Origin of the sequence: Clostridium sp., from assembly GCF_029258205.1 — a bacterium.
In the GTDB taxonomy this organism is placed as follows: domain Bacteria; phylum Bacillota; class Clostridia; order Clostridiales; family Clostridiaceae; genus Sarcina.
The window spans coordinates 1-11,985 of sequence record NZ_JARHZJ010000096.1; the positions used below are offsets into that span (position 1 = coordinate 1).

The 11,985-nt window shown below is 26.7% G+C and carries 9 protein-coding genes, 5 tRNA genes and 1 other annotated feature; of the genes, 13 read left to right on the plus strand and 1 reads right to left on the minus strand.

Annotated features, from left to right (window positions below):
• Positions 1–51: 51 nt before the first annotated feature.
• The 12 genes from Q1J60_RS12010 to Q1J60_RS12065 all read left to right on the plus strand — a co-directional run bounded on the left by Q1J60_RS12010 (position 52) and on the right by Q1J60_RS12065 (position 10,004).
• Positions 52–127 (plus strand) — tRNA-Ala (locus Q1J60_RS12010).
• A 270-nt stretch (positions 128–397) separates the two neighbouring features.
• Positions 398–901, plus strand: coding sequence for an HD domain-containing protein (locus Q1J60_RS12015; protein ID WP_300262644.1), 504 nt, complete (start codon positions 398–400; stop codon positions 899–901).
• 243 nt (positions 902–1,144) lie between these two features.
• Complete coding sequence (locus tag Q1J60_RS12020) at positions 1,145–3,901, plus strand: UPF0182 family protein (RefSeq protein WP_300262647.1); 2,757 nt, start codon at positions 1,145–1,147, stop codon at positions 3,899–3,901.
• Positions 3,902–4,146: 245 nt separating this feature from the next.
• Positions 4,147–5,541, plus strand: a complete 1,395-nt coding sequence (locus Q1J60_RS12025; protein ID WP_300262650.1) for an NAD(P)/FAD-dependent oxidoreductase — start codon at positions 4,147–4,149, stop codon at positions 5,539–5,541.
• Positions 5,542–5,553: 12 nt separating this feature from the next.
• The gene (locus Q1J60_RS12030; RefSeq protein ID WP_300262653.1) at positions 5,554–5,787 is read left to right on the plus strand and encodes a DUF1667 domain-containing protein; all 234 of its coding nucleotides are present in this window, start codon (positions 5,554–5,556) and stop codon (positions 5,785–5,787) included.
• Positions 5,788–5,844: 57 nt separating this feature from the next.
• Positions 5,845–6,051: a binding site (T-box leader), on the plus strand.
• 73 nt (positions 6,052–6,124) lie between these two features.
• The gene (gene serS, locus Q1J60_RS12035; RefSeq protein WP_300262656.1) at positions 6,125–7,402 is read left to right on the plus strand and encodes a serine--tRNA ligase; all 1,278 of its coding nucleotides are present in this window, start codon (positions 6,125–6,127) and stop codon (positions 7,400–7,402) included.
• Between the two features lie 449 nt (positions 7,403–7,851).
• Positions 7,852–7,942 (plus strand) — tRNA-Ser (locus Q1J60_RS12040).
• 33 nt (positions 7,943–7,975) lie between these two features.
• Positions 7,976–8,066 (plus strand) — tRNA-Ser (locus Q1J60_RS12045).
• Positions 8,067–8,326: 260 nt separating this feature from the next.
• Positions 8,327–8,593 (plus strand): hypothetical protein, encoded by a 267-nt coding sequence (locus Q1J60_RS12050; RefSeq protein ID WP_300262659.1) that lies wholly within the window; start codon positions 8,327–8,329, stop codon positions 8,591–8,593.
• 107 nt (positions 8,594–8,700) lie between these two features.
• Positions 8,701–8,791 (plus strand) — tRNA-Ser (locus Q1J60_RS12055).
• A gap of 5 nt (positions 8,792–8,796) precedes the next feature.
• Positions 8,797–8,887 (plus strand) — tRNA-Ser (locus Q1J60_RS12060).
• Between the two features lie 235 nt (positions 8,888–9,122).
• Positions 9,123–10,004, plus strand: a complete 882-nt coding sequence (locus tag Q1J60_RS12065; RefSeq protein WP_300262662.1) for a metallophosphoesterase — start codon at positions 9,123–9,125, stop codon at positions 10,002–10,004.
• An 88-nt stretch (positions 10,005–10,092) separates the two neighbouring features.
• On the opposite strand, the gene Q1J60_RS12070 is transcribed toward Q1J60_RS12065, so the two are convergent.
• Positions 10,093–10,269 carry a hypothetical protein gene (locus Q1J60_RS12070; RefSeq protein ID WP_300262665.1) on the minus strand — a complete coding sequence of 59 codons (177 nt, stop codon included), beginning with the start codon at positions 10,267–10,269 and terminating at the stop codon, positions 10,093–10,095.
• A 218-nt stretch (positions 10,270–10,487) separates the two neighbouring features.
• Here Q1J60_RS12070 and Q1J60_RS12075 point away from each other — a divergent pair.
• A partial coding sequence (locus Q1J60_RS12075) for a helicase-exonuclease subunit AddB family protein (protein WP_300262668.1) occupies positions 10,488–11,985 on the plus strand: 1,498 nt, incomplete at its 3' end.

Consider the following 11,985-nt stretch of genomic DNA (forward strand, 5'->3'; position numbering starts at 1 on the left):
GCTCATAACCGGTAGGTCCGGGGTTCGAGTCCCTGAAGGTCCACCATTTTTGGGGGTATAGCTCAGTTGGGAGAGCACCTGCCTTGCACGCAGGGGGTCAGGAGTTCGAATCTCCTTACCTCCACCAAAAAACTCTAAACAAATGTTTAGAGTTTTTTTATTTTCTTAAATATATTCAAATCTAAAATAAATCTATTTTAATTAATCTTAAAAATTTCCACAAAAGTTTAAAAATATTAACAAGTTATCCACAGAAAATAAATAAGTTATATACATATAGGTGGATAAATATTTTAACGGAAAGATAATATATAATAATTATCTTTATATGGTATAATTTACATTATTAATATCTTTAAATTAATATCTTTAATGGAATAGAAGGTGAATACCTAATATGTCGTATAGAATAAAGCAATTTTTATGGGCTATTTCTGCAAATTTTAAAGATTTAGATTATAGTTATGTGAGACACTTCTTAAATGATTATGAGTTTAGTTTATTTAAAAGATTAAAAAAAGGAGAACAATTACATTCCATAAAAGTTTCTCAAGATTGTGTTCATTTAGCTAAAACTAAAGGAATAAATTCAGAAATTGAATTAAGAAAAATTTCTAAGTTAGGATTATTACATGATATAGGAAAATTATATTATCCGTTGAATGTAATAACAAAGTCATTTCTAGTTTTAGGTAAGAAAATATCTAAAAATAGAATAAGTAAATTTCAAAATATGAAATGTGTATATATTTATTATAATCATGGTGATAAGGCGTTTAATTATCTAAATGAAAGTGATTATGATAAAGATTTTGTAGAAGCTATTAAAGGACATCACTCTATTAAATCTAGTGAGAATATATTGTTATGTATATTAAAAAAAGCTGATGATATGAATTAATTTTCAAGGATAAGAGCATAGTTTTTTAATAAATTTTATTAAAGCTAATATTTAATGTAAATTATGTTCAAATGATTTTAATTGATCTTCTATAGATTCAAATAATTTATTTTAACTTCAATCATGGGGATAATATTTTATAAATTATGTTATTTAGGTTAAACCTTTATATGAATTTTAGTTTTAGTAAAATTTTATTTTATGCAATATATATGAAATATTAAAATTTAAGGAGGGGAAACTTTGAAAAATAAGATACTTAATACAGTTCTTATTAGTATCTTACTTCTAGTTTTAGTTTTTTTTATTTCAACTAATTTTATTATTAATGTTCAATGGTTTAAAGAAGTAGGATATTTAAATGTATTTTTTACTAAGCTTATTGCTATATGTAAGTTATTTGTGCCTATATTTATATTATATTTTTGTGTAATAGCTATATACTTATTTACTTTGAGAAAAAGTATTAGAAGTTTGGTTTGTGATATTAAGTTTAAATCAGTTAAAAAGTATTTTTTATTATCAAATTTAGCAATATCAATATTAGGAGCTGGATTTACTGCCAAAACTCAGTGGTATAAAATTCTTCAATTTACTAATGCAGTTTCTTTTGGGGAAGTAGATCCTATTTTTAATAAAGATATATCTTTTTATATTTTTAAATTACCATTATTACAATCTCTTTTTAGCACAGCTATTTCCTTAATAATTATTTTAGTACTTATAACAGTTATTATATATTTAGTTTTAGGTTTTAAAGATAAAATTAATCAAAACAAGGATAACGTTATAAATATAAATAGTAAAACTTATGGAATAAGAAAGTTTGCAGGAAAACAACTAGCAGTTTTGGCTTCAATATTAGTATTACTTATAGCTTGTAGCTATTTATTAAAGTCATATAATTTAGTTTATAGTACTAGAGGGGTATCCTATGGAGCTAGTTATACAGATGTTAAAATAACAATGATATTTTATAAGGTTATAGCTGTAGCTTGTGCAATATCTTCAATAGTAGTTTTTATTTCAATTTTAAAGTTGAAATTTAGACCTATTATAATATCAATTGCATCAATTGCTGTACTTATTGTTTTAGAGCCTGTAGTGGCTATTATTACTCAACAGTTTGTAGTTAAACCGAACGAAATGGATTTAGAAAAGCCTTATATTTCTTATAATATTGATGCTACTAAAAAGGCTTTTAACATTGATGAGATTGAAGTTAAAGAAATGGAACCAAACGAAAATATAACTAGTGAAAAATTAGAAGATAATAAAGATATAATTGAAAACCTAAAAGTTAATTCAACAGGACCTTTATTAAGCTTTTATAAGCAGGTTCAACTTATAAAAAATTATTATGAATTTAATGATGCAGACACAGATAGATATAATATAAATGATAAATATACTCAAGTATTTGTATCTCCAAGAGAAATAAATAGAGAATCTATGACCACATGGCAAAATAAGCATCTTAGATATACCCATGGATATGGCTTAGCCATGAGCAGGGTTAATAGTGTAACAGAATTTGGTCAACCTGATTTTGTTATGAAAGATATTCCAACAGTAAACACAGCAAATATTAACATTGAAAATCCAAGAATTTATTTTGGTGAAAGTGATAATGATTATGTTATTGTAAATACTGATGGTGGAGAGTTTGATTATCCAACAGGAGATACTGAGAATACATTTAATTATAATGGAACTGGTGGATTAAAAATGACACCTTTTAATAGAGTTTTATTTAGTATTTATGAAAAAAATCCTAAAATATTAATGTCTAGTTCCATAACTTCAGAAAGTAAAATAATTCTTAATCGTAATATAGTTAATAGAGTTCAAGAAATAGCCCCATTTTTAACTTATGATAGTGATCCATATATAGTAGTTCATGATGGAAGATTAGTTTGGATGATGGATGCATACACAACAACAGATAAATACCCATTTTCAGAGCCTAATGAGGGAGTAAACTATATAAGAAATTCAGTTAAGGTTGTGGTTGATGCTTTTAATGGAAATGTAGATTTTTATGTAACAGATGAGAATGATCCTATAATTAATTGTTATTTAAAAATATATAAAGGCTTATTTAAACCTATGTCAGAAATGCCAGAGGATTTAAAGGAACATTTTAGATATCCTCAAGACTTATTTGAATTACAGAGTAAGGTATTAACAAAATATCATGTAGATGATCCTATTAAATTATTTACTGAAGAGGATTTATGGGATAGATCACTAGAAGTTGTTAAGAATGGAGGAGAGAAGCTAAGTCAGGGAGATGAAGATAAGGAAGATTCAATTCTTAATAAAGCAAAAGAAAATAAAAATAATGAAGCTATAAATGAAGGTCTTTATCTTATGACGAAATTACCTGATGAAGAAAATGTTGAAATGATGCTTTTAGATTATTTTAATATGAGAGGTAAACAAAGCATGGTAGCACTTTTAGGAGCTAGAATGGATGGAGATAACTATGGAGAATTAGTTATGTATAAATTCCCTCCTCAAAGAACTATATATAGTCCAATTTTATTTAAGAATAGAATACAACAGGATCCTAATATTTCTAAGGAAATAAGTCTTTGGGCCGGAAAGGGATCTGAGGTTATATATGGTGATATAATTATTGTCCCTATAGAAGAATCCTTACTATATTTAAACACAATTTATTTAAAGGCAAATTCAGAAAATAGTATGCCTGAGATGAAAAGAGTAATTCTTTCTAATGGAGATAAAATAGTTATAGAAGAAAATATAGAAAAAGCATTGTTAAAGTTATTTAATTATAGTTCATCTGAAGAAAATAAAAACTCAAATAAGGATGAAAATACTAAGAATGAAACAACTTTAGATGATAGTGGAGTAAAGGAAGCTGCTGATTTATTTAATAAAGCTATAGAAGCTCAAAAAAATGGAGATTGGGCAACCTATGGAGAGTTTATAAATAAATTAGGGGATATTCTAAATAAAATTTCACAAGAATAATAAAATTAATTATTAGTTCTTAAAAAATAATTAAGGACTAGTCGAATTTGATATTAAAAATTAGATATAAAATAAATTTGAGTATTTTAAGTAGATTTTTTTAATTTTAATTTATTAAGATTTTATACAAGTTTACTTAAATACTCTTTTTTTTATTGCTATAAATTTAGGAATCATTACAATAGTATGTATATTTTATGATATAATTTTTAATGGAATATATCTAAGAGCTAGGGGTGAAACATATGGATTATGATGTGTTGATATTAGGTGGAGGAATCATAGGATGCTCTGTTGCATATGAGTTATCAAAGTATAACTTAAATATAGCTCTTATAGAGAAGGATTTTGATATTGCAGATGATGTTTCCTTTGTTAATACAGCAATTGTATATGACGGTTCTGAATGTAAGGACAATTTAATGAGTTACTTAGAGAATATGGGAAATATGATGTTGCCTGAAATAACTAAAAAATTAAATGTTCCATTTAAGAGGGTAGGACATTTAACTATAGCTGATAATGATGAAACAGTTAGAATAGTTGAAGAGAACTATAAGAGAGCTAAAACAAGAGGAATAAATAATATTTATTTAATTGATGAGAAAAGAGCAAGAGAAATAGAACCTAACTATAAAGGTGAAATAAAGAAGGCTATGTACTCAGAAAATATAGCTATTACAAGTCCATATGATTTAGCAATAGGATTTGCTGAAATAGCTTATGATAATGGAGTAAGCTTTAGGTTAGAGGAAGTAGTTTTAGATATTCAAAGTATAGCTAAAGGTTTTAAGGTAACTACAAATAAAAATAAATTTACTTGTAGATTTGTTATAAATACAACTCCAGGTGAACATTATACTATAGATCAAGATAAAGATTATGAACAAAAAAATGCTTTAAAAACATATTATCTATTATTAAATGATGAAATAATAGAAAAAACATCAAATATAGTTGTTAAATTAAAAAATGAAGAGGAGTTTATAATTCAAAAGAACACTGTTAATGGGGATACTTTAATAGGTATAAACTCAAATAATTCATTAGGATTTATGAAGTCATTAAAAATGGCTAAAGAAATGATAAATAGTATTAGTAGAAAGCATGTTAAGGATATTTTCTATTATAATCACAATCAGGATAGAATGATTATAGATGATAGTAGAAAAAATAAAGGTTATATAAAGGTTATGGGAAATCATTATGGTGAGGTTACTATAGCACCAGCTGTATCAAAGAGAATATGCGATGAGATAATAGATAAACTAAATTGTAGCTTAAACAAAAACTTTGTAGATAAAAGAAGAGAATTCTATCGTTTTAGGGAATTATCTGATGCTGAGAGAAATGAACTTATATCTTTAGATAAGAGATATGGAAAGATAGTATGTCTTTGTAACGGTATTAGTGAAGGTGAGATTGTAGACTGTATAAGACGTCCATTAGGGGCAAGAACTGTTGAAGGTGTAAAAAGAAGAACAGGTGCTACTTTTGGAACTTGTCATGGAGCTTACTGTATAAGTAAAATAATAAATATATTAGCAAGAGAGCTTGAAAAAAAGCCAACAGAAATAGTTGAGGATTCAAAGAATTCTAAAGTTTTAGCATCTAGAATTAAGGAATTTGATTGGGTCTAAAGGAGTGGTTTAATGCATAAAGATATATTTACTAGTGTGGTAAGAGTTAGAGGATCTAAAAAATATAATGTAGTTCCTGTAAAAAGTAATAAACCAGTTGAGGTATCTAAGTGGATTGATTTTTCAAATGTTTTAAGTAGATTATATGTTGGTGTACCAACTAAAAGTGGAAATGTGGTATGTAAGAATATAATGAATACTGGAGTAGATATTATATGTACAAAAAATCTACCAAAAGATAGTTAAGAATTGACAAAATGCAAATATTAAAGTATATTTTTTATATATTATGTTTAAATTAATAATAAACCTTTGATCAGGCTAGTAATGTTATATATTGATTTCAGAGAGCTAGTGGCTTTGGTGAGAACTAGTACAATATTTTCATGAATCCACCTGTGAGGGACTGTGATGAGCAGTACGGAATTAACCGTTAAAGTTTTTAAGAGGATAAAATATTTTTTGATTTTATCAATTAGGGTGGCAACGCGGAGTCTTTTCGTCCCTTTTTATAGGGAATGGAGGCTCCTTTTTTATTTAATAAAATTTTAAATATAAATAGGTTTTTGAAAGGAGAATGTCAATGTTAGATTTAAAAAAGTTAAGAAGTAATACTGAAGAAGTGAAAAAAGCTTTAGCTAATAGAGGAGAAGATTTCGATGTAAATGTTATAGACGAAGTTATAGCTTTAGATGAAGAAAGAAGAAAAATTTTAGTTGATGTTGAGGCTTTAAAAAAGCAAAGAAATGAAGTATCAGCTGAAATTCCTAAGAGAAAAAAAGCTGGAGAAGACGTTACAGAAGTAATGGCTGAAATGAGAGAAATAGGAGACAAAATAAAGGGTGATGATGCTAGAGTTGCTGAATTAAATGATAAAATTAACTACATCATGCTAAGAATTCCTAATATACCAAACCCAACTGTTCCAGAAGGAGAAACTGATGAGGACAATGTTGAAATCAAGAGATGGGGAGAACCTACTAAATTCAATTTTGAACCAAAAGCACACTGGGATTTAGGAACAGATTTAGATCTTTTAGACTTCGAAAGAGGTGGAAAGGTTGCTGGATCAAGATTTACAGTTTATAAAGGAATGGGTGCTAGATTAGAGAGATCTATAATCAACTACTTCTTAGATAAACATACATTTGAAAATGGGTATACTGAAGTATTACCACCATACATGGTAAATAGAGATAGTATGACTGGTACTGGTCAACTTCCAAAATTTGAAGAGGATGCTTTCAAAGTAGAAAACAATGGATATTTCTTAATACCGACAGCTGAAGTTCCTGTAACTAATATGTATAGAAATGAAACTTTAGATGGAGATAAACTTCCAATAAAGCATGCTGCATATAGTGCTTGTTTCAGAGCAGAAGCTGGTTCAGCAGGAAGGGATACAAGAGGACTTATAAGACAACATCAATTTAATAAAGTTGAGTTAGTTAAGTTCTGTAAACCTGAGCAAAGCTATGAAGAATTAGATAAATTAGTTAAAGATGCTGAATCTGTATTACAAGGTTTAGGATTACCATATAGAATAGTTAGAATATGTAAAGGTGATTTAGGATTTACAGCTGCATTAAAATATGATATAGAAGTTTGGATGCCAAGCTACAATAGATATGTTGAAATTTCAAGTTGTTCAAACTTTGAAGATTTCCAAGCTAGAAGAGCTAACATTAAATATAAAAATTCTCCAAAGGAAAAACCACAATTTGTTCATACATTAAATGGATCAGGGGTTGCTATTGGAAGAACTGTAGCTGCTATATTAGAAAACTATCAACAAGAAGATGGATCAGTAGTTATACCAGAAGCTTTAAAAGAATATATGAGATGTAATGTACTAAAATAATATAGTTTTTTTTAGAAAAAATATATTATTAATTTTATATTTATATATTTAAATTAAGAGTTTTAGTATAGAGTTAAAAAACGGTATTTTTAATGCCGTTTTTTATTTTGTTAAAAAATAAAAAGTTAATATAGTATAAATTAGTTCAATTAAAAGTAAACTATAATCATGGATAATTGTAAATATAACTATAAATGTAATTGTGATAAATATGGAAATAAATGTAATAAATTTAGACGGTTAGAGTGAATGGATAAAGAATTAACTAAAAATCTGCTTAACTTAATGAAACAGTTTAATGAAAATTTAAAGCTGAAAAATGCATTTAAAAATAATAGGAGTTTTCTAAATAATTTTACTAAATTATAGTTTTGATAAAGCCACTTTTATTTTTTATAAAAAAGTGTTGACATAAGATTAAACCGTTGGTATAATAATTATCGTACCGCGGAGAGATGGTCGAGTTGGTTTAAGGCACCGGTCTTGAAAACCGGCGTGCGTGTGAGCGTACCATGGGTTCGAATCCCATTCTCTCCGCCATTTTTTTTATAAAAAATAAAAATGGGATATTATGGAGAATTACTCAAGTGGCTGAAGAGGCTCCCCTGCTAAGGGAGTAGGTCGGGCAACCGGCGCCCGGGTTCAAATCCCGGATTCTCCGCCAAAGCATCTAGTAAAACTAGATGCTTTTATTTATGTATAATGTAAAATTAAAAAATAATTTGGATAGGGATTTACTTTATAAAGTACTTTAGATAAACTTCTTTATGTAATTAATAATTGTTAGAGAACAGATTTAAGTAAAATATTTTTATAATTTATTAAATGTAAAAATTGTTAATATAAAATTTATAGATAATATAATTTTGTTTATAGTTAAAAATGTATAATTTAATTGTATGAATTTTATTGGGAGGAGATATTTTGAAAGGATCATCAGAGCCAGTTATACATAAAAAACCAAGAAGATCAACAGCATATACACTATCGTTATATTTAGGATGGAGTAGTATTTTTGCAGCATTATACTTTTTTATTATAGGATTACCTTTTTCAATTCCTGGTATTATTTCTGGTTACATAGCTTTTAAAAAGCATAATGAAGGTAATTTACCATTAATATTAAATATAATAGGATTTCTTTTAACAGTATTTACTTGGGTATTATTTATGAAAATACCATTAAAATAATTATTAAACAAAAAAGATACTATAATGGCAAAAAAATAGTATATTTTTTATAAAAAAATAGTTGACATATAAAATGAAAATGATATAATAATAAATGTGTCAAACGTGGAGAGATGGTCGAGTTGGTTTAAGGCACCGGTCTTGAAAACCGGCGTGCGTGTGAGCGTACCATGGGTTCGAATCCCATTCTCTCCGCCACAAGTGGAGAATTACTCAAGTGGCTGAAGAGGCTCCCCTGCTAAGGGAGTAGGTCGGGCAACCGGCGCCCGGGTTCAAATCCCGGATTCTCCGCCAAAAGCATCTAGTTTTACTAGATGCTTTTTTTATTTACTTAATTTTTATTTCTTTTATAGAAGTTATGTTCTCTAAGATATTCCTTAATAAATAGTTTAAGCTTTTCATTATCTTCATTTAAAAGTTCAATAAAAGCTTCCTTAAAATCCTTTTTAAAAAATCCTTTAAGTAATACACAAATAATAAAAGTAAAAAATATAAATATATATAAATCAGTATTTTTATGGAGTTATGAATGAAGGTTGAAAAACTAAATGATTTAAAAAATAATTCTAAAGAAATTATTTTTAATAGTAATTCTAAAATAGTATTTTTTAGTGATTGTCATAGGGGAGATGGCACATATAAAGATAGTTTAGCTCCTAATATCAATATTTATCTATCAGCTATAAGGTATTATTATAAAAATAAATTTACTTATATAGAAGTTGGAGATGGTGATGAATTATGGAAGTTTAAAGATATACAAGAGATATATGATATGAACCATGAAATTTATGAGGTATTAGAAGACTTTAAAGAAAAAAACAGACTTTATATGATATATGGAAATCATGATAAAGATAAAAGTAAAATGAAATTTTTAAGGAGAAATAAGAAAAGAAATAGATTTAATCACTCAGCTTCAGATTTTTATAGTACTTTAGAGATATATGAATCTTTAGTGCTAGTGCATGAAGAAAGTAAAAAAGATTTTTTTGTACTTCATGGTCATCAAATTGATTTTTTAAATAATGAATTGGCCTTTTTGTCAAAGTTTTTAGTAAGATATGTTTGGGCTATTTTAGAAGCTTTTATGGGTTTTAAAGATCCTACAAGTCCTGCAAAGAGTAATAATAAAAGTAATCTATTTGATGAAAAAATAAGCAATTGGGCAGAGGAAAATAAAACTAGAGTTATTTTAGGACATACTCATAAAACACTATTTCCTAAAAGTAGAAATGAATCAACATACTTTAACATAGGATGTTGTGTATTACCTAGAACTATTACAGCAATAGAAATTCAGCGTGGAGAGATTTCACTTATAAAGTGGACAATAAAAGCTGATGAAAAGGGAGCTCTTTTTGTTGGAAGAGATATAATAGGTGGACCTATTAAAATAGAAAATTATTAAAAAAAAACTCTAAATGTTATGCACAAGAAACATTAGAGTTTTATATTTTCTGTTGATAATTTGAACTTTTATGTTAATAAATTATATTTTAATTATCACTTTTATCTTTATCTTTTATTTTTTTGTGGTGTGCTTTTTCATCTTTTTTGTGTGCCTTTTCCTCTCTTTCTTGTTTTTCAAGAAAACATGCCATTGGATTACCAAGATTAGTTTCTATATCTGCTGTAGTATCCATTAATTTTTTGAAAGTATCACTTATATTCATTTAAAACACCCCTTTATAAATAATAATCATAATTATGATTATTTATAAAATTTATAGATTTCACCATTATTATATAATGTATTGTAAGCTATTTCTATAATAAAATACCTTATATATTTTTTTTGTCATATTGCTATTTAAAAAGCATAATTAAGTATAAAATGTTATTATAAGAGGTAATAATTTGGAAATATATAAATGAACTTTGAGGTGTAAATATGGGCTTAAAAATTATATATGGAAGAGCAGGTACTGGTAAAAGTACTTTTTGTATAAATCAAATAAAAAAGAAAATAAATAATGAATCTACTAATAAATTAGTTTTAATTGTTCCAGAACAATTTACTTTTCAGACTGAAAATAAAGTATTAAATGCCATAGGAGAAAAATATGTTTTAAATGCTGAGGTTCTTAGTTTTAAAAGACTTGCTCATAATGTTTTTAATGAGTGTGGAGGAGTAACAAGAACTATTATGGGAAGTGCTGGTAAAAGTATGCTTATTTTTAAGGTATTAGAAGATTTATGTGATGATATGAGAGTGTTTAAAAATGCTTCTAGACAAAAAGGGTTTATAGATATAGCATCAAAGACAATAACTGAGTTTAAAAAGTATAATGTTAATAATGAAGTTTTAGATTTAACTATTAATGAAATAGAAGATGAAAATCTTAAAATGAAGATGGAAGAATTAAAGGATGTTTTTAATGAATTTAACTCAAGGCTTCATGAGGGATATGTTGATGAAGAGGATCAACTTTTACTATTAAATGAAAAGTTAGAAAAATGTTCTTTATATGATGGAGCTGAAATTTGGATAGATGAGTTTAGTTCATTTACTCCAAATCAATTAAGTGTTATAGGAAAGCTATTAAAAAGAGCTAAAAGCGTTAACATAACTTTGTCCATAGATGAAGTAAATTCTCTTAAAGGAGAAAGTGATCTTTTTGTGGCCACAAAAAATACAGAAAAAAGGTTAATGAATTTAATACAAAAAGAAGGAATTGCTTTTAATGGATATATTAATTTAAATGAAGATATTCCATATAGATTTAAAGAGAATAAGGAATTAGCACATATAGAAAGACAGCTCTATGCATATCCTTTTAAACAGTATAAAGGAAAAAATAATAGTTTAAGACTTTATAGAGCAAATAATAACTATGATGAAATTGAGTTTGTAGCTAAAGATATATTAAGGCTTGTTAGAGAGAAGCAATATAGATTTAAGGATATTTCAGTAATATGCAGAGATATAGATAATTACGAGAAGGTTGTATCAGCTATTTTTACAGAATATGAGATTCCTTATTATATAGATAAGAAAATAGATATAGCTAGTAATCCACTTATTATTTTTATAAACTCAGCAGTAGATATAATAAGTAAAAATTGGACTTATGAAAGTATGTTTAAATATCTTAAAACTGGTCTTATTAAAGAGTTTAAAGGTATTGAAGGGGCAGAGCTTATTGATGAATTAGAAAACTATGTATTGGCTTATGGAATAAAGGGTAATAAGTGGATGGAAGAATGGGTTAATTATAGTTCTAGTATTTTAAAAGAAGAAGATATATCAGAGGAAAATAAGCAAAGATTAGAAAGATTAAATGATATTAGAGAAACTATAGTCACTCCTTTAGAGGAGTTTAATAAACAGTGTAAAGGAAAGAAAACTTTAAAGGAATTTGCCATAATTTTATATGAATTTTTAGACT

Bases quoted from the DNA above. Each gene is read 5' to 3' on its own strand.
- serS (WP_300262656.1), top strand. From the start codon at position 6,125: ATGTTAGATTTAAAAAAGTTAAGAAGTAATACTGAAGAAGTGAAAAAA.
- Q1J60_RS12025 (WP_300262650.1), top strand. From the start codon at position 4,147: ATGGATTATGATGTGTTGATATTAGGTGGAGGAATCATAGGATGCTCT.
- Q1J60_RS12065 (WP_300262662.1), top strand. From the start codon at position 9,123: ATGAAGGTTGAAAAACTAAATGATTTAAAAAATAATTCTAAAGAAATT.
- Q1J60_RS12070 (WP_300262665.1), bottom strand. From the start codon at position 10,269: ATGAATATAAGTGATACTTTCAAAAAATTAATGGATACTACAGCAGAT.
- Q1J60_RS12015 (WP_300262644.1), top strand. From the start codon at position 398: ATGTCGTATAGAATAAAGCAATTTTTATGGGCTATTTCTGCAAATTTT.
- Q1J60_RS12030 (WP_300262653.1), top strand. From the start codon at position 5,554: ATGCATAAAGATATATTTACTAGTGTGGTAAGAGTTAGAGGATCTAAA.